23 protein-coding genes are annotated in these 23,814 nt (G+C 40.6%); 9 read left to right on the top strand and 14 right to left on the bottom strand.

What is annotated here, in order from left to right; genetic code table 11:
- Positions 1-262 precede the first annotated feature (262 nt).
- The 3 genes from htpG (at position 263) to H6G41_RS24595 (ending at position 3,145) form a co-directional block, all read left to right on the top strand.
- Complete coding sequence (gene htpG, locus H6G41_RS24605; protein WP_190749532.1) at positions 263-2,251, top strand: molecular chaperone HtpG; 1,989 nt, start codon at positions 263-265, stop codon at positions 2,249-2,251.
- A gap of 182 nt (positions 2,252-2,433) precedes the next feature.
- Positions 2,434-2,670 carry a 50S ribosomal protein L28 gene (gene rpmB, locus H6G41_RS24600; RefSeq protein WP_190749530.1) on the top strand — a complete coding sequence of 79 codons (237 nt, stop codon included), beginning with the start codon at positions 2,434-2,436 and terminating at the stop codon, positions 2,668-2,670.
- A gap of 220 nt (positions 2,671-2,890) precedes the next feature.
- Positions 2,891-3,145, top strand: a complete 255-nt coding sequence (locus H6G41_RS24595) for a hypothetical protein (protein ID WP_190749528.1) — start codon at positions 2,891-2,893, stop codon at positions 3,143-3,145.
- On the opposite strand, the gene folE is transcribed toward H6G41_RS24595, so the two are convergent.
- The 3 genes from folE to H6G41_RS24580 all read right to left on the bottom strand — a co-directional run bounded on the left by folE (position 3,133) and on the right by H6G41_RS24580 (position 5,181).
- Positions 3,133-3,774, bottom strand: coding sequence for a GTP cyclohydrolase I FolE (gene folE / locus H6G41_RS24590; RefSeq protein WP_190749526.1), 642 nt, complete (start codon positions 3,772-3,774; stop codon positions 3,133-3,135). The two genes, H6G41_RS24595 and folE, sit on opposite strands and share 13 nt — an antisense overlap.
- A gap of 230 nt (positions 3,775-4,004) precedes the next feature.
- Positions 4,005-4,724, bottom strand: a complete 720-nt coding sequence (tmpR, locus tag H6G41_RS24585) for a bifunctional dihydropteridine reductase/dihydrofolate reductase TmpR (protein ID WP_190749525.1) — start codon at positions 4,722-4,724, stop codon at positions 4,005-4,007.
- Entirely contained in the window at positions 4,711-5,181 is a 471-nt protein-coding gene (locus H6G41_RS24580; RefSeq protein WP_190749523.1) for an NUDIX domain-containing protein, read from the bottom strand. The genes tmpR and H6G41_RS24580 overlap by 14 nt, the downstream gene beginning before the upstream one ends.
- Before the next feature lie 384 nt (positions 5,182-5,565).
- Between H6G41_RS24580 and H6G41_RS24575 the strand changes: the two genes are divergently transcribed.
- Positions 5,566-7,125 carry an NAD(P)H-hydrate dehydratase gene (locus H6G41_RS24575; protein WP_190749520.1) on the top strand — a complete coding sequence of 520 codons (1,560 nt, stop codon included), beginning with the start codon at positions 5,566-5,568 and terminating at the stop codon, positions 7,123-7,125.
- 11 nt (positions 7,126-7,136) lie between these two features.
- On the opposite strand, the gene crtW is transcribed toward H6G41_RS24575, so the two are convergent.
- The 4 genes from crtW to H6G41_RS24555 form a co-directional block, all read right to left on the bottom strand.
- Positions 7,137-7,943 carry a beta-carotene ketolase CrtW gene (gene crtW, locus H6G41_RS24570; protein ID WP_190749518.1) on the bottom strand — a complete coding sequence of 269 codons (807 nt, stop codon included), beginning with the start codon at positions 7,941-7,943 and terminating at the stop codon, positions 7,137-7,139.
- Positions 7,944-8,436: 493 nt separating this feature from the next.
- A complete protein-coding gene (locus H6G41_RS24565) occupies positions 8,437-9,138 on the bottom strand; it encodes a carbonic anhydrase (RefSeq protein ID WP_190749516.1) in 702 nt (233 codons plus the stop codon).
- 19 nt (positions 9,139-9,157) lie between these two features.
- Positions 9,158-9,469, bottom strand: coding sequence for a P-II family nitrogen regulator (locus H6G41_RS24560; RefSeq protein ID WP_190749514.1), 312 nt, complete (start codon positions 9,467-9,469; stop codon positions 9,158-9,160).
- 4 nt (positions 9,470-9,473) lie between these two features.
- On the bottom strand, positions 9,474-10,442 hold the full coding sequence (locus tag H6G41_RS24555; protein WP_190749512.1) for a sodium-dependent bicarbonate transport family permease: 969 nt from the start codon (positions 10,440-10,442) through the stop codon (positions 9,474-9,476).
- Between the two features lie 294 nt (positions 10,443-10,736).
- Between H6G41_RS24555 and H6G41_RS24550 the strand changes: the two genes are divergently transcribed.
- On the top strand, positions 10,737-11,075 hold the full coding sequence (locus H6G41_RS24550) for a low molecular weight protein tyrosine phosphatase family protein (protein WP_190749600.1): 339 nt from the start codon (positions 10,737-10,739) through the stop codon (positions 11,073-11,075).
- A gap of 107 nt (positions 11,076-11,182) precedes the next feature.
- Here H6G41_RS24550 and H6G41_RS24545 read toward each other — a convergent pair whose 3' ends face one another.
- The 4 genes from H6G41_RS24545 to H6G41_RS24530 all read right to left on the bottom strand — a co-directional run bounded on the left by H6G41_RS24545 (position 11,183) and on the right by H6G41_RS24530 (position 15,443).
- Positions 11,183-11,623, bottom strand: a complete 441-nt coding sequence (locus H6G41_RS24545) for a hypothetical protein (RefSeq protein ID WP_190749510.1) — start codon at positions 11,621-11,623, stop codon at positions 11,183-11,185.
- Positions 11,624-11,972: 349 nt separating this feature from the next.
- Complete coding sequence (locus tag H6G41_RS24540; RefSeq protein WP_190749508.1) at positions 11,973-14,540, bottom strand: penicillin acylase family protein; 2,568 nt, start codon at positions 14,538-14,540, stop codon at positions 11,973-11,975.
- Between the two features lie 345 nt (positions 14,541-14,885).
- Positions 14,886-15,044, bottom strand: a complete 159-nt coding sequence (locus H6G41_RS35355; protein ID WP_242038036.1) for a hypothetical protein — start codon at positions 15,042-15,044, stop codon at positions 14,886-14,888.
- 27 nt (positions 15,045-15,071) lie between these two features.
- The gene (locus H6G41_RS24530; RefSeq protein ID WP_190749506.1) at positions 15,072-15,443 is read right to left on the bottom strand and encodes a hypothetical protein; all 372 of its coding nucleotides are present in this window, start codon (positions 15,441-15,443) and stop codon (positions 15,072-15,074) included.
- Positions 15,444-15,760: 317 nt separating this feature from the next.
- On the opposite strand from H6G41_RS24530, the gene H6G41_RS24525 reads away from it, so the two are divergent.
- The 3 genes from H6G41_RS24525 to psb28 all read left to right on the top strand — a co-directional run bounded on the left by H6G41_RS24525 (position 15,761) and on the right by psb28 (position 18,889).
- Positions 15,761-16,489 (top strand): RNA methyltransferase, encoded by a 729-nt coding sequence (locus H6G41_RS24525; RefSeq protein ID WP_190749598.1) that lies wholly within the window; start codon positions 15,761-15,763, stop codon positions 16,487-16,489.
- Positions 16,490-16,771: 282 nt separating this feature from the next.
- The gene (locus H6G41_RS24520) at positions 16,772-18,376 is read left to right on the top strand and encodes a serine hydrolase (protein ID WP_190749504.1); all 1,605 of its coding nucleotides are present in this window, start codon (positions 16,772-16,774) and stop codon (positions 18,374-18,376) included.
- A gap of 144 nt (positions 18,377-18,520) precedes the next feature.
- Positions 18,521-18,889: a photosystem II reaction center protein Psb28 gene (gene psb28 / locus H6G41_RS24515; protein ID WP_190749502.1), complete on the top strand. Its 369-nt coding sequence runs from the start codon at positions 18,521-18,523 to the stop codon at positions 18,887-18,889.
- 51 nt (positions 18,890-18,940) lie between these two features.
- Here psb28 and dprA read toward each other — a convergent pair whose 3' ends face one another.
- Together dprA and H6G41_RS24505 are read right to left on the bottom strand one after the other, a co-directional pair.
- Positions 18,941-20,059: a DNA-processing protein DprA gene (gene dprA / locus H6G41_RS24510; protein ID WP_190749501.1), complete on the bottom strand. Its 1,119-nt coding sequence runs from the start codon at positions 20,057-20,059 to the stop codon at positions 18,941-18,943.
- A 69-nt stretch (positions 20,060-20,128) separates the two neighbouring features.
- Positions 20,129-20,833, bottom strand: a complete 705-nt coding sequence (locus H6G41_RS24505; protein ID WP_190749499.1) for a haloacid dehalogenase type II — start codon at positions 20,831-20,833, stop codon at positions 20,129-20,131.
- Positions 20,834-21,404: 571 nt separating this feature from the next.
- Between H6G41_RS24505 and H6G41_RS24500 the strand changes: the two genes are divergently transcribed.
- Complete coding sequence (locus H6G41_RS24500) at positions 21,405-21,905, top strand: sterol desaturase family protein (RefSeq protein WP_190749497.1); 501 nt, start codon at positions 21,405-21,407, stop codon at positions 21,903-21,905.
- Between the two features lie 120 nt (positions 21,906-22,025).
- Here the strand turns inward: H6G41_RS24500 and H6G41_RS24495 are convergent, their stop codons facing one another.
- A complete protein-coding gene (locus H6G41_RS24495) occupies positions 22,026-23,615 on the bottom strand; it encodes a B12-binding domain-containing radical SAM protein (RefSeq protein ID WP_190749495.1) in 1,590 nt (529 codons plus the stop codon).
- Positions 23,616-23,814: the final 199 nt, after the last annotated feature.

Genomic DNA, 23,814 nt, shown 5'->3' with positions numbered 1-23,814 from the left:
AAGTATATTTTTGATAAATTTTATCGGGCGTTTCACCTTTTTTCATCTTGAGAAACAAATTTTTTCTGGTAGAGTAGGGAAATCCGAATCAGTAATAGACGGCAAACAATCCTTTACACTGCAAGCGATCGCTAAGTTATACCTTTAAAATCCTAATTGGTGTCATACCCTTGGAAATTCTTGGGATTTATCCTTTCAGCCGAGGGGTGAGGTGTATTTGCTATATTCATCATTTAGATCCTTGCATTGAAGATTACCAAACATGCTAGAACAAGGAACCATCAGTATTCATACTGAGAATATATTCCCGATTATCAAGAAGTCTCTTTACTCCGATCATCAAATCTTTTTGCGGGAACTGGTATCGAACGCCGTAGACGCGATCCAAAAGCTGAAAATGGTATCCCGCGCTGGAGATTATGCGGGAGAGATTGGCGAACCAGAAATTGAAATAGCCATAGACAAAAGCAAAAAAACACTTTCTATCTCCGATAATGGCATCGGGATGACAGCAGAGGAAGTAAAAAAATATATCAATCAGGTTGCTTTCTCTAGTGCTGAAGAATTTATTCACAAGTATGAAGGTAAATCAGACCAACCGATCATCGGCCACTTTGGTCTAGGCTTCTACTCCTCCTTCATGGTGGCGCAAAAAGTCGAAATTGATACCCTCTCTTACCAAGAAGGGGCGCAAGCAGTACACTGGAGTTGTGATGGTTCACCAGAGTTCACTTTAGAAGAATCATCCCGGACAACTCGCGGTACCACCATTACCCTGACTCTGCAAGCAGAAGAAGAAGAGTATTTAGAATCATCACGGATTAAAAATCTTGTTAAGACTTATTGCGACTTCATGCCAGTACCCATCAAACTGGACGGTGAAGTCTTAAATAGGCAAAAAGCACCTTGGCGGGAATCTCCGAGTAACCTCACCAAAGAAGATTACTTAGAGTTCTATCGCTATCTCTATCCTTTTCAAGAAGAACCATTACTTTGGGTGCATCTCAACACTGACTATCCCTTCATTATTAATGGGATTTTGTATTTTCCCAAAATGAGGCCGGATGTTGATGTCACAAAAGGACAGATTAAGCTATTTTGCAACCAAGTGTTTGTCAGTGACAACTGTGAAGAAATTATCCCACAGTTCCTGATGCCCATGCGAGGGGTAATTGATAGCACCGATATTCCCCTAAATGTCTCGCGGAGTGCATTGCAAGGCGATCGCACTGTCCGCAAAATTGGTGACTATATAGCCAAGAAAGTAGGCGATCGCCTCAAAGAACTTTACCGCGACAACCGCGAACAATACATCAGCGCTTGGAAAGACCTAGGCACTTTTGTGAAATTTGGTGTTCTCAACGATGATAAGTTTAAAAAACAAGTTGAAGACATCATCATCTTTCGCACCACCGCAAAAGTTACCAAAAAAGCTGCTGATACTCCAGGGGTGGAAGTACAATCTGCTGAAGGTGATGTTTGGCAAGATGTTACTCCAGCTGCACCCAGTGCAGATAATGTATCCACTAGCATTCCTTACACCACCCTCAAAGAATACTTAGAACGGAACAAAGAACCCCACGAAAACAAAGTATTCTACTGTACCGATGAAGCGACACAAGCAGCATATGTAGAATTACATAAAAACCAAGGTCTAGAAGTCCTATTTATGGACTCCTTCATCGATACCCATTTCATCAACTTCCTGGAACGGGAATATAACGATGTTAAATTTACCCGGGTAGATTCCGACTTGGATAACACCTTGTTAGATCAAGATAAAGCTGGGGAAATTGTCGACCCCACCACCAACAAAACCAAGAGTGAAGTAATCAAAGAACTCTTTGAGAAAGCCCTCAACAAACCCAAGGTCAACATCCGTACCGAAGCTTTAAAATCGGAGAATCCTCAAGGAACCCCACCAGCAATGGTATTGCTACCAGAGATTCTCCGTCGCTTGCGGGAAATGAACGCCATGATGCAGCAGCAAACTACAGAGTTTCCAGAAGATCATATTTTGCTGGTAAATACCGCACACCCGCTGATTCAAAATTTAGCGAATCTCAGTCAAGGTAGCATTATTCAAGGCGATAGCTTATCTCCCAGCGCCCAATTAGCGAACATGATTTGCCAACATGTCTACGATTTAGCCTTGATGTCACAAAAAGGCTTTGACGCTGAAGGGATGAAATCCTTTGTAGAACGCTCAAACGAAGTACTTACCAAGTTAACAGAACAGGTCAGTAAATAAACCGCCTAGCATCAATCATCGCAAATTGTCGGGGCGGGGTTTCCCCGTCCTCAAGGATTACACTCCTAGTAACCTGATAATTGGGATATTTCATTTATTTGCAAGTTCCCGATCCAAATCTTCATCACAAACCTCTTAGAATAGAAAGGTTGTATTGAAATAGCAATCTGGAGAAACAGGCTATGTCTCGTCGCTGTGAATTAACAGGTAAAAAGGCAAATAACGCCTTTGCAATTTCCCACTCTCACCGTCGTACTAAACGCCTTCAGCAAGCTAACTTGCAAAGCAAGCGCGTTTGGTGGCCTAGTGGAAATCGTTGGGTAAAACTCAAGCTATCTACCAAAGCAATTAAAACCTTAGAAAAAAGAGGTATAGAAGCAATGGCCAAAGAAGCTGGAATTAACCTCAATCATTACTAATCAGGATTTCCTGGAAAACCGCTACATATCTCATCCTCTCATTTCCTCCTCAGCACTGTTTCTACAGAGATTATCGATCGTGAGGAGGACAAGGGGAAAATAGTGAAGATTTCCCCTTGGATACCAAATTTAGGCAAATCTTGATATGTATAGATTTTTGTCAGGGCATGAAAATGCTCATTGGTATCAACTTAGCGCATAACTTCTTTTAGATAAAGCTGTGAGAGATTACCTCGTTCCCAGTCTTGGACTGGGAATGTGTATCCTTAAAAATTTTAAGATTTATGACAGCGATCGCCTAACAGCAGTATTCGTGTATTTGAACTACATCTACTATCAGGGAACAGCATTGCTTTTAACCCTACAGCGTGGTATTTTAGCAATGCCCTATGCCCAAAGCGACGGGACGACTATCTCTTTCAACCTACAAGGGGATAGAATGTCCCGTCGCTTTCAACGTTTTCAATGGAAATGAGGTTGATGCTGAATCAATCCCATAAACTCTTGACGCATTTTGTCATCATTTGCAAACATACCCCGCATGGCGCTAGTAGTAGTCCAAGAACGTGGTTTTTGCACGCCGCGCATCACCATACACATGTGAGTGGCTTCAATGACGACTGCAACACCTTGGGGTTTGAGTAATTCTTGAAGTGCATCAGCAATTTGGGCAGTTAAGCGTTCTTGTACCTGTAATCTGCGAGCATACATTTCACAAATTCTCGCAATTTTTGATAGTCCAATCACCTTACCATTGGGAATATATGCTACATGGGCGCGACCAATAATTGGTAAAATGTGGTGTTCGCAAGAACTGAAAATATCAATATCTCTCACTAAAACCATCTCAGAGACATCTTCAGTAAAAACTGCTCCATTCAATAGTTCATCTAAAGATTGATGGTAACCGGAAGTTAAAAACTTTAAGGCTTTAACAACTCGTTCCGGAGTATTTAATAGCCCTTCACGGTCTGGATTTTCTCCTAAACCAATGAGCAAAGTTCTTACAGCTTGAACCATGTCCTGTTCAGTAACTTTCAATTGAGTTTCTGGTTCTAACTCTAGGGTTTTAAGTTCACAAATCGGGGATTCTAATGTTTGCATAGATCTATTGTCTCCATTATTTTTTGATGAACAAAATTAGCTCTGATGAGAGCGATAAAACATATTCGAGTCAGCAATAGTTTTGGCAATCAAAACTAGATAATTTTTGCCACTGTTTGCCACTGTATTAATGTGCGATTACCCAAGCTTCGCACATATATAAACTGTCGCTACGAATTTGATTCAATCTCTAGTTAAATTTCTAGATTTGAATTGTAGATAAATCGTAGTTAGAGATTCCAACCACCAGCAACTTCTACAACTTGTCCGGTGATATAGTCAGCATTTGTATCTACAAAAAAATTGACAACTTTTACCACATCGTCAAAAGTCGCTAGCCGTTGGCAAGGAATTTCATGCAAGGGTTGACTCAAAGAATTTTCTACGACTCCTGGTGAAACAACGTTGGCGGTAATTTTATGTTCTATTAACTGCTTGGCTAAAGCTTTTGTATAGAGAATAATTCCATTTTTTGCAATTACATAAGGAGTAATCAATGGACGCGCAACTGACTGCTGGGCCCCTGCAAAACCTAAGTTGATGATGCGACCCCAACCCATTGTTTTGAGGTGAGGTAAGGCTGCTTGACTCACATAAAAGGTCGCATTCAAGTTAGTATTTAATATTTCTTGCCACTCTTGGGGAGTAACTTGTTCGATGGATTTTTTCAAGTAATTGCCCACATTATTAACGACTACTGAGATTCCTCCCAGCAGTTCGGCTGTGGTATCTACTAAATGGCGTACTTGTTCTGCTTGGGTGACATCTGCTTGTAAGCTAACAGCTTTCACCCCATAGGCTGCTGCTGCTTGGGTGACTTCTTTTGCGGCTTCCCAACTGCGGTTATAATGTACTACAACATCAAAGCCTTGACTGGCTAAATCCAGTACAATGGCTCGTCCAATACCTTTAGCTGCACCAGTTACCAAAGCTTTTTTACGACTCACCATCGATCTGCTGTATGTAATTTTCTATGAGTATCCGAGTATAGGTATTTAAAGGGTAGTTTAATGCTTCTTGGGGACTAACCCATTGCCACTCGACAATTTCTTCGTTAGGTGTGACGCTGACTGTTGCCGATACTGCGTAGTAATTGAGCATGACAAAGTGAGCTTCTTTACAAAATTGGGGGTCAAGTCGTGATTCTTGTAATAAAGCTAAGCGAATATTAGTAATATCTAATCCCACTTCCTCGCGAAATTCACGGATGAGAGCAGCTTCTAGGGATTCGCCCCACTCTACTTTACCCCCTGGAACGCCCCATAAACCTTTCCATTTAGTGGTTTTGACAATGAGAACTCGATCTGAGTTAGCGTCTGTCACTAAAGCTGCGACGGTCACAATCGGCAGACGAGTTGGCTCAGTTTGTTTCCATACTGGCTCTTGAATGGGAATATTACTAATCATTGAACTTTAGTTTGTAAACTTTTTTCAATATGGTTGCGCTGGCAACGAAAGTCCTTCATTTTTGCAATTAAAACATAGCTAATATTTTACTAGCGTGCCTTCGGTATATTTACTTTATTTTTAACTGCCAGATGACTTCAGACTTCACTAACGAGCGATCGCACAGCAATTAATGCAGACTTAAAGTCTCTTCTGGAATTGTTTTTCGTTTAAGGCAAACCCACGTTATGTAATCCATAATACCAGATTTTTGTCATTTAGGAAGAGTGGTAAACTTTTGTAAATTCAAGAAAATGCGATGCTGATGGATCTAACTGGACATTTATAAACTCTCAGCCGATAAAGCATCAAAATGAAGAAGTTATTACTTAAAACTTACGACTCATGATTGATCGTCAGCGCCGAGAAGCAGAAATTTCTCAATTTGTCGTTACCGCAGCACAGATGCGGGAGATTGAAGAGAAGATATTTGCCGCCGGAATGCCTGTGGTAGCTTTAATGGAAAAGGTAGCAGGATTAATTTCCCACCGCCTAGCAGCAATGATTCCCCAAGGAAAATCCCGTGTGGGGGTTTTAGTCGGGCCGGGACACAATGGCGGCGATGCTTTAGTAGTAGCAAGGGAATTGTACTTTCGCGGATATGAGGTTTGGATTTATCAGCCTTTTTCGCGGATGAAAGAATTAACTACACAACATTTGCAATATGCTGAGAGTTTGGGTATACCTTGTTATCAAGCAATTGAGCAGTTACCAGATTGTGATGTGTTGGTTGATGGCTTATTTGGCTTTGGTTTAGAAAGAAAGCTGACAGATGCGATCGCAGCTGCTATCGAGCAATTCAACACATGGAAGCAGCCAATTTTTAGCATAGATTTACCTTCTGGCTTACACACCGATACAGGTGAGGTGTTAGGAACTGCAATTCGCGCGAATCACACATTTTGCTTAGGTTTATGGAAACTGGCTTTTTTACAAGATCAGGCTTTAGATTATCTTGGTAATGCAGAGTTAGTTGATTTTGATATCCCTGTTGCGGATGTAGAAGTTGTACTCAAAGATACGCCAAAAATTACCCGCATTACCACTGCAAAAGCGATCGCCAATCTCCCTATACCCCGTCGTCCAGTCACCCACAAATATAAAGAAGGACATTTACTGCTAATTTGCGGTTCTTATCGTTATGCTGGGGGAGCAATTTTAACAGCTTTAGGTGCGCGTGCTAGTGGTGTGGGGATGCTGTCAATTGCTGTGCCAGAATATCTCAAGCCAATTTTGGTGTCACATTTACCCGAAGCGTTGGTACTTGACTGTCCCCAGACTGAAACAGGAGCCATCGCCCAATTAAAATTACCAGAGAAAACCGATTTAAGTGCCTTTGATGCGATCGCCATTGGCCCTGGTTTAACTACAGATAGCACTCCCATTGTGCAACAGGTAATCGCCAGCAAACGCCCTTTAGTTTTGGATGCTGATGCTTTAAATATTTTGGCACAAATGGGAACCATCCCCACCTTACAAAAACGCCAAGCGCCCACAATACTTACACCTCACGAAGGTGAATTTAAGCGTTTATTTCCCAATATTCCTGATTTACAGCAAGATAGAGTCAAAGCTGTGCGCGAAGCAGCCGCACAAAGTGGGGCGATAGTTTTGTTAAAAGGTGCGAGAACTGCGATCGCTAATTCTCAAGGTTCATTGTGGCTAAATCCCAAAAGTACCCCAGCCTTAGCTCGTGGTGGTAGCGGCGATGTATTAACGGGAATCATGGGCGGATTGCTAGCACAAGCAATTAAAAAACAAATTCCCATTGAAGATATTGTCGCTACTGCTTCTTGGTGGCATTCTCAAGCTGGAATTATAGCAGCCCAAGAGCGTACAGAATTAGGCGTAGATGCCTTTACTTTGACACAATATTTAATGAAGGCAATAGTCAGTAGTCAGTAGTCAGTAGTCATTTATCCTCCTTGTTTTCCTTCTGTCATCTGCCTTCTGCCTTCTGCCTTTTTTCGTTGATAAACTTCAGGAAGTTGCCACCAAGCTACATGGGGATATTCATGATGTTCTTGATGATAACCGAAGTGATAGCAAGCAATAAGTGACCAAAAAGTTGGTAATGCAATTGTTTGGGTGCAATGAGGATAAATATATCCTGATTTAGGTTCGCGATGAGGTAAATATGTCCCAAAATAAAATAGTTGAATAGAACTTAAAATTGGCGGAATACACCAAAATAAGATAAGATTCATCATCGGCATGTGCAAAACAAATCTCGCACAATTAAATATGATTGTGAACCCAAGTAATTGTTGCCAAGTTGAGTATTCCATCATGAAGCGGAAATACCAAAAAAAGCCATTTTTGCGTTTTTGGTCGTGAAAATCGGGGTCAATTTCGCTCGCTGGATGTTTATGATGTAACCAATGTTTTTGCACAAGCTGTTGGTAGGGAAATAAAGCGTAAAGTGTAACCGCTATGGCACCAATTAAATGATTAATTTTTGGATTTTGGCGATAAACGGAACCATGCATGGCATCATGAGCAGTAATAAATAGTCCTGTACTGATAAAAGTTTGCCAAATTACCGCAATTGGTATCGACCAATTTGGCATTTGCTGATAATTAATACTTAATAAAAAAACTAAACTTCCTAGCCAAACACTAATAATTAATAAAGCAATTATCAAACCATAAAAAGTATCTTGTCTAGTAGCAAAATTTTCAAATTCTAAGTTAGAAATGACTGTTTTTTCACAAATATTCAAACTGATACCTCTTGATTGTACTGAATTTTATTTTGCTCAAAGGTTATATATTTTTTTAAATTGTCTGCAAATCAAGTATATCTATTCTTCCCGATCATCTTGAACTAAAAAATACTAATTAGTAGATATTTCAGAGATTGATACAAATAGAGGGGGCAGGGAGCAGGGAGCAGGGGGAAAGAATTAGAGATTAATCATTTGTATCAGGCATTCCGTGAAATTGTTTAATATATAAAAGTCACTAATTTTGTGGAATTTATCAGCAATTTTTTACCAAAATAAAATATATTCCTTTAAATTGAGAAATTTACATTTGAGAAATACCTAATTTGTCGGATGCATCAGAGAATCATACAACTATTGCATCATAAATATCTACAATTGACATATTTTTGGATGGCTATAAGCAAAATCCCCGACTTTTTGGAAAAGTCGGGGATATAATGCCTCACACAGCTTCATAACTTATGTGGTGAACTAGTAATTTATGCTTCTAAGTGATAATAGTTACCTTTCCGGTATCTAAATCGTAACGGCCTCCGACAATTTTAAATTTACCGGACTTGAGGCGATCGCTTAACAGAGGCGATCGCTTTAACCGTTCAATTTGATATTGCACATTTGCCACGACAGCGTTATCCACTGCGTCACCTGGCTGATTTTTCACCCTGGCGACAGCTGGCTTAATTGCTTTGACAAAGGTACTAATATCACCCAGTAAGGTTTCATTTTGGACAGCAGCGGTGACGGCTCCACAGCGCTCGTGGCCTAGTACCATCAGTAAAGGTGAGCCGAGTAAGGTAACTGCATATTCAATACTGCCACGGGCTTCTGGTGTGGCAATATTTCCCGCAATCCGCACATCAAAGATATCGCCAATACCTTGATCGAAAAGAATTTCTGGCGCAACCCGGGAATCTGCACAGCTGAGGATGGTTGCAAAAGGATGCTGTGCTTGCGCTACTTGTTGCAACCGCGCCGCCGATTGATCTGGGTATTGGGGTTGATGCTGTACAAACCGCTGATTTCCCTCTATCAGTTTTTGTAGTGCAGCATCGGGAGTCAGAGATTCGGGATTATCCGCAGGTAATTCGGCTGCTGTTGCTGCTTGCACTTGCCAAATTAAATCGCTGGTACTTAGGCTTAAACCAAATACACCTGTGGCTCCTAATTTTAAAAAGTCACGACGTTCCATAAAGTGTGTTATTAGCCTGTTATAATGACGCTACACATTTCATAGAGCGAATCTCCATAACATCAGAGATGTAACAGGTTCCGCCAAATTTGTTGAGCAGTGGTCTAATGTTTTCCACCACAGGCTTGAGTTGTTCTGGCATACAAAAGGCAATGATGTAGACATTATCAAGCATTGTCATATCTAAATCTTCTGCTGTACCCCGTAATCCTTTACCAGCAACATCTCGAATTACTGCATGACCATGTACGCCTGACTTGTCTAAACTATCTAATATTTTGGCTAGTTCAAAAGAGTTGGCGATAATTTCTATCTTTTTAACTAAATGCATATTATTACCTCCAAAATAGGTTAATTCCGTATAGATATAGCGGAATTCCGATAATAATGTTGAACGGAAATGTGACTGCTAGAGCTGTAGAAACGTACAAACTAGGATTTGCTTCAGGAACTGTCATCCGCATAGCTGCGGGGACAGCAATGTAGGAAGCGCTAGCACACAGTACCGCAAACAGAAGTGCATCTCCCTGAGACATACCGATGAATTTGGATATGACTAAGGCAATGGCTGCATTGACTAAGGGAATTAATATGGCAAATAAGATCAGGAAAACTCCGGTTTTTTGCAACTCCTTAATTCTTCTGGCGGCGACTAAGCCCATATCTAATAAAAAGAAGGTGAGAACGCCATAAAATAAACCTTGAGTAAAAGGTTCTAAAACGTGCCAACCATGTTCTCCTGTAATGAAGCCAATGAGAAGACTACCTACCAAAAGAAAAACGGAACTATTCAAAAATGCTTCTTGTAACACTTCTGACCAAGAAAATTCCCGTTTCTCATCTACCGTAAATATATTCACCAGGATCAGACCAACAATGATGGCAGGAGATTCCATGAGAGCCAGAGCTGCTACCATGAAGCCATCAAAACTAATACCAAGCTCAGTTAAAAAAGCACTAGCAGTGATAAAGGTGACAGCACTGATTGAACCATAAGTTGCAGCGATCGCAGCAGCATCGTAGGTATCAAGCTTGAGTCTGAGGATAAAAAACGTGTAAATCGGCACAAAACAAGCCATTAACATCGCTGCCGAGAGCGTCAAAACAACTTCTTGAGTGATGCCACTTTTAATCAATTCTACTCCGCCTTTAAAGCCAATCGCAAACAGCAAATAAAGTGAGAATAGTTTAGGTATTGGTGCAGGAATTTCTAAATCAGACTTGACAAAAACCGCAGCCATCCCTAGAAAGAAAAACAGAACAGGCGGATTCAGGAAGTTGGATATAATTAAGCTACTATCCATCGTCATCCCTCCTGATGCTGATATAACTGACAATGAAAGAAATTCGGCATCTTAAATCATTGAACGATTGACTCATGATGTATCGTGTATTGCTACCCTATGTCAATTGGTTGTCATTTGTTGTGAAATATGAGATGGCTCAGAACGCTGTATAAACTTCAGACTGACATGGATACTGTCAGTTAGAGGAAAATAAGCTCAGAAAAATCTATATGGATGATTGGAAAAGGAAGTGCGATCGCGCAACTGACCAATCTCATTTTTATAATTAAAAATGCTTTAAAATATCAATTTATGAAGAAACTTTTATTTTTATGTAGTCAAAATCGACTGCGTAGCCCAACAGCTGAAGTTGTATTTTCTGAATATGCAGGAATTGAAACAGATTCAGCAGGTTTAGATCGTTATGCTGAAGTACCAGTGTCAACAGAAGCAATTGAATGGGCTGATATAATTTTTGTGATGGAAAAGTCCCATAAACAGAAGTTAACCAAAAATTTTCAGCCCTTTCTTAAAGATAAAAGAGTCATCTGTTTGCATATTCCCGATGAATATGAGTATATGGAAGCAGCTTTAATTAGATTGTTAAAGCAGAAGGTATTACCTTTATTAAAAATCCCGGCAGAGAATTAAATTAATAGTAATTCTCACCAACCAGATAGAGTATATAAGCAAATAACAAACACAAAACAGCACAGAAATAAAAACTTACAACTGACAACTAACTAATGAGAAATTTCTTATTTTCCAGAGCAGTAAGTATTAATTTCATTTACCAATTTAGTTTCTTCACTACCATTTTTTCTCAAATTTACCAAAGCGGCATTTGCACCTTTTAAATTCTTTTTATCTATGGCAGTTGCTGTATCTTTCAAACCCTTACTAGTATTGTCATACAGACTAAGAAAGCGCCCTTGATAACCTTGCAATTTTTCATCTTTGATTTCCAGACCTTTCATTTCTGTAGTAATTGTGTCTATTTTTGCAGCAACTTCCGTTAAGGCTTTAGAGCCTTTTTGCGGATTAGGATTTTTGCCGAAATCTTGACCTAATGTTACTGCCTGATTGGCAACTTTAATTATTTTGTTACATTGAGCAACTTTAGACTCTCCACAACCTACAAATACAAAAGCGATCGCTGCCGTTCCGGAAATCATAGTAATTCTTTTAAGAAGTTGCATTTTATTGATTTTCTCCTCGTATATTTTGCTCAATCCAGAGTGAAGATTGGTTATGTTAATTTATACTCTATACTTTCGCTCAATACTATTAAGTTATACTAATTTATTAGGCTATAAATTTACATATTTTTCTTCATCCCCATTCAAATAATGTTTGCGACACATCAATATATTCTAGAGGGCAAGGCAATGCCTTGACCCTACCATCTGTCGCATTATTTTTTCACATTGTTATCAGATCTCAAGTTTTTGGGAATTAAGGGAACGCCAAAAAAATTCCGCTTCCAGTCGTTGACTGTTGACTGTTGACTGTGAAAGGTCAACAATCAACAATAGCAATGAAATATTTTTACTTAGAAGTCCTTAACTTAAGTGTTGCTGCTGTATTTACATTCACATTATCCTGTTGCCAAAGCATGGGATGATATGCAATTTTGCGCCAAGAGTCAACCATATCTGTATAGTGTTTGTGGAAAGCATGGCCGGATTGTCCTGGGGCATGAATTGCTAGGGAATTATCAAGATTTTTTAAATCTATAATCATCCGTAAAGAAGGAATATCTGTCACTTCAAAAGATTGGCTAGCTTTCCAGCGATTAGCGTTGACAGTTTCCCCGTTCCCCGCTGTTGCAAAAGCACCACGATTGAACAAAGCTTCGATGGCTCCAACTCCAGATTTGCCTAAAGTTGCATTACGAAATGTAATTCTATGTAAATCACCCCAATTCCAAGACTTTGGATCTTTCCCTTGAATCTTTTCCAGTTCATTCACCGCCTCGGTAAACGCCTGTCGCAGAATTTGGTCGCGATTTTCTACCTTGGGGGTGTTGCGGTTATCCCACCAGCTACTATTGGGCTGCTTAATAATATTTTTGACAACTTCATACCAGCGATCGCCGCCATTAGGAAAATAATCTTGAGGTAACTGATCGTGAAAGGTATCTGCTAGTAAGTGTTTCCAGAATACTTCAAACAAAGCCGCCGCTGGGGATGGCATTTCTAGCTGCATATCCCAATCGATCAGTAATTTTTTTGCGGATGCCAAATTTGGTTGTAAATTTTGTTGATTGAGGTCAATATTTTTCAATAGTGGTAATAGATTTCGCGCATTCAAATTGCGGTTATCACCCTGAATTGTCTCTACATCCAACAGAGATAGAGGTTCATTTGCTTGGCTAATCATCTCTACAATCCGCTGTGCACGGTAGCCATACACCCAGTCAGTGGTAATTAAATAAGGATATTTATTTTGTACTAAATTGTTAGCGGTAGCAATGTAACCTTGAGGCGGGTTAAAACTTTTAGGCAATTGCTCAAAGTCAATATAGCCTAACCATTCATATTCATCTGTCCATCCAGGAACGGGATAACGCCCGTTACCCTTAGCGCGGATGGGGAATTTACCAGGCATTTGGTAGCCTATATTGCCATCAATATCAGCATAAACTAGATTCTGGGCAGGTACATCATAGTTTTTCGCCGCTGCGCGAAAATCTTCCCAGTTTTGCGCCCGATTTAGTAGGGGAATTGCATATCCTAAGGTTGATGGTTCTAAAGCTGTCCAGCGCAAAGCTACAGCGTATTGTTGCGGGATTTCTATGACCTGATTTCCTGGTAACTGCTGTAACTTGGGTGAAACATCAGAGAGAATGGGGCCGTGTCTGGTGTAGCGCACTGTTTGGAGAATTGGTTGACTTCCTGCAACTTGAATTGTCTCTTGGACTAGTTGCATATCTACCCATTTACCATTTACCTCATATTGGTTGGGGTTGTTAGGGTTAATTTTTTCAATGTATAAATCCATCACATCTGGTTCAACATTGGTTACACCCCAAGCAATGCGATCGCTATGACCGATAATTACTCCTAACATCCCCGCAAAGGAAAAGCCTGTCACGTTAAAAGGACATTCCGCAGTCTTGGTTGTACAGTGTAATCCCACCTCATACCAAATCGAAGGCATTTGCACTGCTAGGTGCGGGTCATTTGCTAAGATAGGCTTACCTGTAGTCGTAAGTTTCCCAGAGATTACCCAATTATTTGAACCAATTCCAATTCCCCTAGAACCGATTAATTTCTCTACAGCCAGCATCGGCTGAGTAATTGATTCCAAAGCTGGGGTAATTGCTGCTTTTGCATCTTGAATACTCGAAGCAATCAACTCTGTCTCATCAAAATTGTTCTCCTCTCCCGTTTGCTTTTTTTGCCGGTCAGGTAAAATCACAGGTAAATCTTGGGGGTATGGGGGGAAAAGTTCTTCTACCTGCGCCAAAGTCAGAGTTTTCAGTAAGATTGTCCGTTCGATTTCTCGCTCAAAATTCCTCCCCAAGTCGTAAGCCATGACTTTACCCCAAGTAAGGGAGTGTAGCATTTGCCAAGGTTCTGGTTTATACCCAGGATTGAGGAATTTCAACACTGCATATTCTAGACTGAGTTTACTACCTTGATGGTCTGCTAAATAAGCATTGACCCCATCAGCGTAGGCTTGCAGATATGCCTTCATCTCTGCATTCACTTGGGCGATTTCTTGCTGCGCTATCCTCGCCCAACCCATTGTCCGCAAATACTTATCTGTGGCGATTTGAGAAGAACCAAACATTTCTGAAAGCCGCCCAGAACCTATGTGTCGCCAAAAGTCCATTTGCCAAAAACGGTCTTGGGCGTGGATGTATCCTTGCGCCATAAATAGATCGTGAGAATTGGCTGCATAAATGTGGGGAACACCCCAGCGATCGCGCTGGACAGTTACCTCAGCTTTTAGTCCTCCAAGTGCGATCGCGCCATTTTCTACAGGAAAGGATTGACGCACATTATAAGTAATAAATCCTAGTAATAATAGTACTAAGACTAATAGTAAAATTACGAAATTTTTGATTACTTTCAGCAAGTGCAATTTTCTGGTTCTTCTGATCGGCATGGGATACAGCATTGTTAATCAAACCTCGGATATTGTACTCCTTGAGGCGTCCTTTTGAGCCAGAACATTAATTTAACTGCCTTATATAATCGACCAATCGACAATTTGTAAATTAGGAATTTTCTGAAAATCTTTAAAATTGCGCGTTACCAATGTACAATTAAACGCAAGTGCAATAGACGCAATTCTTAAATCTTGTGTACCTACACGAATTTTTTGTTTTAATAAATCGTTATAGATATCACATGCGACTTCATTAAAATTAAGAATATTAGCTTGACTTAGCAAATTAAATGTTTCTTTTAATAAAGTATAACCTGTAACTAATTCTTGTTTTGATTTTGCTCAGTTAATTACATCTAAACGACCGTACATTTGCTCAACAATAGTTATTATTGTAACTGCGATTTCCGCAGAATTGACTGTAGATACTTTATTCACTACTACTGGATGAACTCTTTGGAGTAGCGAAACATGATCAGTATCAATTACCCATTTTGCCATCTGACTTTTACCTAAAAAAATATGCTTTTATGCTTGCGGAAAATTATCATCTGTATATTTATCTAGTTCCTGACGATAGTTTTCTATAGCTGTTAGCACCTGCTCAAATTGTGGATCGTCTTTAAAAACTCCAGCCATTGCTAACCAGGGATTTTTCAGATCGCTAGATGGTAATTTGACAGGTAAAGATACAATTTCTGCCCCAGCTAGATGAGTTTCTAAGCGTTGCTGAAGTTCAGATAGGGCTGTCGTGCGATCGCTTGCTTCTACTTGTAATTCTGGTAACCCTGGAACGCTAGCCACTGTTCTACCATCAGCTTGTTGTTTTACAATAACATTGACCAGGACTTCGTTAGCATCTTGGCTAGTTTGCGATGTTGAAGATAAGAAGGAATTCATAATGATTTTTGGGTTTATATTCTTTAATTGTAAATGAATCCGCAGAATTACTGCTTTATCCCACAATGTTAGAGTATGTTTGAAAAGTCGGGTATGTTGTAAAAAAGTGTTAGGGAACTCCAAAAAATAAATTATTCCGTTAAACGTTGACTGTTGACAGTTGACGGTTCATAGTTAACAGTCAACCGTCAACAGTGAACAATAGCAATGGAATATTTTTTTACTTGGAAGTCCCTTATTCTTCTAGGTCTTGTCTTGGCGGTAACTTCTGAACTATTGTGCAAGTAGATTCAGAGCAGATGGCAGGAGGTACAAACATGGGATTAGCTGGATTAAGAATTGTATTAGTCGAGCCAGCTGGCCCCTTAAACCTGGGTGCGATCGCGCGGGTAATGAAAAATTTTGGACTGAATCAGCTAGTGATCGTCAATCCCCAATGCGATCGCCTCTCACCGGATGCGATGAAAATGGCGGTTCATGCAAAGGAAATTTTAGAATCTGCGGTAGTTGTGCAGACATTACCAGAAGCTTTGCAAGGATGTGTCAGGGTAATAGCCACTACAGGTAGAGTTAGTAGTTGGGAAATTCCTTTAGAAAACCCCCGCACAGCTTTACCTTGGTTACTCGAAGAACCAGAAAAACCAGTAGCCGTAATTTTTGGCAGAGAAGACCGAGGATTAAGCAACGAAGAATTAAACTATGCACAGAAGTTCGTGCAGATTCCCACCCATGAAAGTTATCAATCTTTAAATTTAGCCACGGCTGTGGGTATTTGTTGTTATGAATTGGCACAATTAACAGCGCAGCCAGCAAATGAGTCCCCAACACCCCCAGAACTCGCATCTTGGGATTTGTTGGAAGCCTATTATCAACAATTAGAATCTTTATTGCTCAAAATTGGTTATCTTTATCCACATACAGCAACTAGCAGGATGGAGAAATTTCGGCAATTATATAATCGTACACAGCTGCAAACCACTGAAGTCGCGATGTTGCGAGGAATTTTGCGGCAGATAGAATGGGCGATTACAAATTATCGTGAATAGTTGGTATGGGGTATGGGGCATTGGGCATTGGGCATTGGCATTGGGCAATAATATTTGGTTGTCATTCCCTGCGTCTTTCATCTTGCTCAATCAACGAAAGGAACTTACGCTAATATGTACCCATTCACCCTCCCAAAATAGATAATATAGCTTAAACTAAACACAAAAATGCTACTTACTGGCAAAAAGTGAATTCAGTATTAAAGTATTAAAGTACTTGAGGAGTGAGTTTTGGGTCGGGAGTCAGCAGGAAAACCATCAAGTGGGTCACAAGGAGTAGCGGTGTCAGAATCGAGTGACAAACTAAGAGCTTTCTCGCGGCGTCCACCCGGAAACCGCCGCCAGCGTCCACGTAAAGTCCAAAATGTGGAAGCAAAGAAAGTCAAAGCGCCTAATCAAAAGCGCGGTGTCGCGAAAGAAGCGCAAATTACATATATAACTAAGCCTGTCAATTCCTCGCCAATGACGACTGGGGTATCCAGGTCAAAAAGTGGGTCAAAAAATGGGCTGGTAATGCCGACTGCGGTCAAACCAATACCGAGAACAAGGGTGGCGGCTCCTCAAGTACAATCTGGTACTGTGAAGATGAAGACAGTGCGGGTAGATCCGCGATCGCCTAGAGGTACGAGAAACCCAGTGCGATCGCGTAAAACACGTTTAAAGCCAATGGCCAGAACTTTGTTGTACACCATGCGGTTGTTAATTGTGGGGGTTGGTATCGGCGCAATTATGGGGACGCTGCTGTCAGTGTTAGACCCGGCTACGCGCATGGCTCCTAGTTCTTCCACACCAGCTAATACCAATGTCGGACAATCCCAAAACCAAAATACTCCCAATGGGGGAACGCCTTCAGGATTAAATTTATCTCAGGAAAATTTTCAGTTAAAAAGCGCCGTACAAAACCTTGTAGCAGCCAATCCAAATCTCACACCGGGAGTGATGTTAGTAGATTTGGATACAGGTAGTTATGTAGATATTAATAGCAACGCCAGCTTTCCCGCAGCTAGTACCATTAAAATTCCCATTTTGGTAGCTTTCTTCCAAGATTTGGATGCGGGGAAAATCCGCCTTGATGAAATGCTGACCATGCAGCAACAAATGATCGCTGGTGGTTCTGGTAATATGCAATACAAGCCAGCGGGAACTCAGTTTACCGCTTTAGAAGTCGCCAGTAAAATGATTACCATCAGCGACAATACAGCTACAAATATGCTGATTGCGCGACTGGGAGGAATAGAGGCGCTAAACCAGCGGTTCCGCAGTTGGGGTTTGACAACTACAGCTATTCGCAATCAACTTCCAGATTTACAAGGAACAAATACCACCAGTCCCAAAGAATTAGCCACATTGATGGCGATGGTACATCAAGGGAATTTAGTGAATATGCGATCGCGCGATCGCTTGCTGGATATCATGCGCCAAACCCAAAGGGATGAGTTATTACCATCCGGTTTAGGAGCAGGTGCTACCATTGCCCACAAAACAGGCGACATCGGCACAATGCTAGCAGATGCGGGTTTAGTTGATATCCCAACAGGCAAACGCTATATAGCCGCAGTTATGGTACAACGACCTAACAACGACTCCCGTGCCCAAAAACTAATTAGCGCCATTTCTCGCACAACTTACCAGCAATTTAGCCAAAATAATCTGCTACCCAATAGCGCAGTACCCAATAGCGCAGTACCCATACCGACAAACAATATGCCGACAAATACTATGCCGGCAACAGGTTATCAGTCACCCATGATGGCTCCGACTGTACCCATGAATGGTTATCCACCCCCAGTGATGACTCCTTATCCTAACGGCATGGTTAATCCTATGCCTAACACTGTTTATCCATCATCGCCAATGATGAACCCCCCATATTATCCACCCAGGTAATGTTGACTGTTGACTATAAGTTAACAGAAAGATAATGAAGTATGAAAAAAAGGATAAGTAATTACCCTTAAGGTTGAAAATGAGAATGGAAAGCTTAATTTTCCATTTTATTTTCAATACTTTACATTTCATCCTTCATTTAACATGGAACCAACTACACCTACAATCGAATTTTTTGCCGGACTTAGTGAAGAACTAAGTAATGTCAGTTTGCGGCGGGAAGTCCGCACCGGGAAACGTATTGTTGTGATGTTTTTTGAAAAATTACAAGCCTTAGAAGGGTTTAATAGCTTTACTAAACCGTCTTTAAATTCCTTACGATTAACTGATGAAGAAGGCGAAATTAATGTGACACCTTCTTCTACGCGCTTCATTTTTGGTGGTGATGAAGGCGATGAACTCAAGCAAGTTGAATGTAAATTTGAAATTGAGCAAGACGATAGTTGGGAAAGATTTATGCGGTTTATGTATCGCTATGCTGACGCTAATGGGATGGAATATGGCGAACGTTAGATTTTGTCCTTAAGTTGCGATCGCATGTCTTTAATTTTGAATTTTGAATTGTTATGTTTTCTGATATCGCATTCCTGGAAGCTGCGTAACCAAACCCATCAATTCTAACTGTAATAAAGCGCTAGAAACTGAGCCTGTATTCAAGCCAGTTTTTTGCACAATAAAATCAAAAGGTAAGGCATCACAGGCTAAAGTATCTATTACTTGTTGCAATTCTGGCGCTAAATTTGGCAAAGTTAATTGCTGGGGTGCTGATGATTCTGTAATTACATCTAATTTTGGTATGGCTCCCAGCATTTTTAACAGTTCATCGAGTTCTTTGAGTATTATAGAAGCGCCTTGACTAATTAATTTTAAACATCCTTGAGACGGTAAATCGTCTAATCTCCCAGGTAATGCATAAACATCTCTACCGAAATCATTAGCGTAGGTAGCGGTAATTAATGCACCCGATTTTATTGGCGCTTCTATTACTAAAATCGCCCGACTTAAACCTGCAATAATGCGATTGCGGCGAGGAAAATGACTGCGATCTGGTGGCGTTTTGGCGGGATATTCACTAACTACTAATCCTGAGGTCAAAATCTGTTTGTACAAATCTCGATTTTTCGGTGGATAGATCACATCAACACCTGTACCTAAAACTGCGATCGTTCTTCCACCTGCTTTCATCGTGGCTAGGTGACTTTCGGTGTCAATTCCCTCAGCCATTCCCGAAACTACTGTGAAACCGTTTTTGGCTAAAGCTGTGCTAATTTGGCGAGTCCAACGGATACCATAATCTGAAGGTTGACGAGTCCCGACAATCCCAACTAAGGGTATGTTTCCCAGATTTTCTTGTAATTCTACTTCTCCGCGATAGTACAAACTTGCAGGGGGGCTGGGTGTTTCTAAAAGCAAGCGGGGATAATCTACGTCTGCTGGCGTCCAAAAATGGGGGTTTTCTGCTTGGTGCTTGAGGAGTAATTGCTCTGGATTGAGACGCGATCGCTGTTTGATCACTTTTTCTAATGTCTGCGCGCCAAAACCCTCCACCTGAGCTAATTCAGCCGCAGTAGCTTTCCAAGCTGTCGCCAGCGTCCCAAAATGCTGTTGCAAGCGCCTGAGTAATACAGGGCCAATCCCAGAAATTTGCGCCCAAGCTAACCAATACGCCCGTTCCTCTGCCATTATTCATCCTCACACGCCTTGATTGAGTATTCCCAATTCAGGCATGAAGAATTTTACCCACAGTAGTAATTAATCTTCAGAACCTGTACTTAAAATGGCGAGAGTCTGCAAATCTGGTACTTCTAAATCAGCCTGAGCAACTACTGGTAAACTAGCACCAGCACCTTCTTTACCTGCTCTGCGATTTACCCAAACTGTTGATATTCCTAAAGATTTTGCCGGCACAATATCATGATAAATACTGCCAGCCACATGTAATATCTGTTCTTTAGGTAAGTTAATTCTCTCCATCGCCACTGTAAAGTTATTCAGCGATGGTTTATAGCTTTTTACCTGCTCTGCGGTAATAATCCAGTCAAATTTTACTTCTAAATGTTGAGCCGAAAAAGCAAAGAGATTATCATCGACATTAGAAATAATTGCCAATTTATATTTCTGCTTCAGCACTTTCAATGCTTGAACTGTATCGAGAAAAGGTAGCCAATAACGAATTGAATCAGCCAGCGCATATAATTCTTCATTAGCAAGAACAAAGCTAAAATGCGCGCCAAATTTTTCTAATACCCTTTTCAGCACTTCTCGATAAATCAAATATTCTCCCTGCTGAATTTCAGCCTCAAATCTGGCAAATAATTGCAGAATATTTTCCTCATCTAAGTTATGCCCTTTAGCCGATAAAAGTGGCTTGATTGCTGCTAAAATGCCACTTTCCCAGTCAATCAGAGTCCCGTAGCAATCGAATGTTATAACTTGGATCTCCTCAAAGTCAATCAATTTCTCTGCTCCCTAGTATTGAATGTTGTTTCTGGTTTGATATTGCAAGATTTGGTAAAAATTCGATTATGGTTTGGTAATATTTATATTTATAATATTTAGGCGATCGCCTTTATCAACCCATATTCAGGCTAGACACTTTTACAGAATGCCTTAACCTAAATTTTTACCAATTTTAACTCAATCTTTGCTAATACTGTCAGTCTTAATAAGAAGATTGTGGGGTGAATATGCTAAACTACGGTATTCCGATTGGAGTCAAGATGTATTTGTCCCATCACCCCAGAGACAAAATCAAAATTAGAGTTTTTGAAAAAATCAAATCGGATAGCGATAGATAGCAGAAATTAGGGAAATTAATGTTGCAGAATTTCCTGAATAACACTGTGCGCATAAATTTCCGAATAGATGCTTCTCTTGTTTGACTGAGTAGCATTTTGCCATAAACAGTGTTCTACCAATTCTCTAAAAATTTCGCAATTACGAATTGATATGAGCAGTGTCTACATCTTCAGTGTGACATCTGCATTTTCGCTGTAGAGTTCTTTTAATTTGGATGTGAGGAGTACAAATGTTTGAGGCGATCGCAGTTGCTTGGTTATTATTGTTTTTTGGTGATTTTCTCTCAACTTTCGTTTACCACGTTCCTGAGCATGTTTTTGGTAGTCTCCACTTAAAAACCCATCATTGTTGGAAGAAAGACTTTCGCCATTATGCGATTTTGACTTTAAATACCCAAGTTTTATTAGATGGAATTTTGGGTGCTTTACCTTATTTATTAATGGCTTTGATTTTGTGGTCTTTCTCCCCAATTGGCGTGATTTCTGGGCTGATTTTAGGTCAATTGCATGTATGGTGGAGACACATTAGTGTTTTGGATTGGAAAACCCCAAAATTTGTCACTATTTTGTGCCAAATTCTCTTTATTACTACTCCTGAAAGACATTGGTTACACCATCAAAAAACAAACCAAGGTTTCGGAGATATTTTCACATTTTTTGAACAACCTTCACTTGTTTGGATGCGTTGGTTACGTCTACTCAGGCTGCATTTTCGTTACTCGCGTATCTAGCAAATAATATTGGCGACACAGCAGATATTAATTAGGGCACAACCATGTTGTGCCCTAATATTCTGTTACATTGTTTTGTTAAATATGTAAGCTCAAAACTTTTGCGACAGACCAATATAATTAACTAGCGACAACTTCAGCTTTTTCTTTCACAGGTACTACATAGGGTTTTTCTGTACCTTGTGCGAGATATTCTGCTAGCTGGCTTTCAATTTGATCGCGGACAATTTGACGATATTCGAGAAAATGCTCGTTATGAGCACAAGCAGAAAGATAATGCTCGGCTACTCCTGGGTTACGCTTGATAATGCTAAACAAGTGATGCCAGAATTTCCAACGAGTTTCGCGTTTAATTCCTTGTCGCCAAATGACAATTAACAGTGCTTTAATCACGATCAATTCTGGCCATTTAAACGGTGCTTTCCAATTTGGCGCACCCATCATTAAAAAGCAGCGATAAGTGCGATCTAAATATTTAACTGGGTCGTATAAAGCACAGAAAGCCTCAATATATTCTCTGGCAATATCTTCCAGTGGACGGGTAGGTACAAAGTTCATCAAAGTAGTTTGGTTGATGTTACCGTCTTTGTTTTCCCGTAATCTGCCTTCTTTTTTCAGGCGATGCCACAAGGCTGTATTAGGTAGCGCTTGTAACATAGCGAAGGTAGTAGAAGGAATAGCTGCTTGTTCCGCAAACCGGACAATGCGATCGCCTGCGCCTGCTTTTTCTCCATCAAATCCGATGATAAATCCAGCCATTGGGCGCAATCCGGCTTTAATGATAGTTTGCACCGCATCAGTTAAAGAGCTACGGGTATTTTGAAACTTTTTGGTCATTTGCAAGCTATCTTCATCTGGTGTTTCAATCCCCAAAAATACTGCGGAGAAACCAGACTCAACCATCAACTCTAGTAATTCCGTGTCTTGTGCTAAATCAATGGAAGCTTCAGTGTCAAACCGGAAGGGATATTGATGTTCTTGCATCCAGACTTTCAACTCTTTCAGCAACAATTTCACGTTGCGCTTGTTACCGATAAAGTTGTCGTCAACCATAAACACGCCCCGTCGCCAACCCAACTCATAAAGGTAATCTAACTCGGCTAACAATTGGGCTGGTGTTTTGGTGCGCGGTTTGCGACCATAGAGAACAATAATGTCACAGAATTCGCACTGGAAGGGACACCCACGCGAAAACTGCACGGACATCATGTCATAAGCATTAAGTTCTAATAAATCAAAGCGGGGTACTGGTGTAGTAGTGACATCTGGTTTTTCGCTGGTGCGGAAAGTTCCAGAAGTCTCGCCCCGTTGAACCGCCTCGACAAACATCGGTAAGGTAATTTCCCCTTCATCGAGGATGAGAAAATCTGCGCCAACATTTTGCACTTCATGGGGTGTAGAAGTGGGATAGGGGCCACCCACAGCAACTAACTTACCACGCTGCTTTGCTTCTTGGATTTGGTCGAGTAAGTCCTGTTTTTGGACAATCATGGCGGAGAAAATGACTATATCAGCCCAAGCCCATTCTGCTTCGGTAGCTGGGCGAATATTGCGATCGACTAATTTATATTCCCATTCTTGAGGGAGAATCGCCGCCACTGTGACTAAACCCAAAGGTGGTAACAAAACCTTGCGATCGACTAAGTCCAAAATTTTTTCGTAAGACCAAAAGGTTTTTGGAAATATTGGATACACCAGTAGGACTCGCATACAGTATCAACCCTCACACTTTGATTGTTATCCCACTTTAACGAAAATTAAGACTTATTGACTTTTTCTCTTAGCGGGTTCAGCTATTGAATAAAATTTTGGTTCTTCAGTAGCTATTATGCCAAATTATTAGTTATAGCACTCATATAAACACAAAAAAAGCATCTTTATTTTGCCAAAAGCCTTATATGTATTGACA

It is taken from the genome of Tolypothrix sp. FACHB-123 (assembly GCF_014697075.1).
In the GTDB taxonomy this organism is placed as follows: Bacteria; Cyanobacteriota; Cyanobacteriia; order Cyanobacteriales; family Nostocaceae; genus Aulosira.
This window is presented reverse-complemented; position numbering and strand designations above follow the sequence as displayed.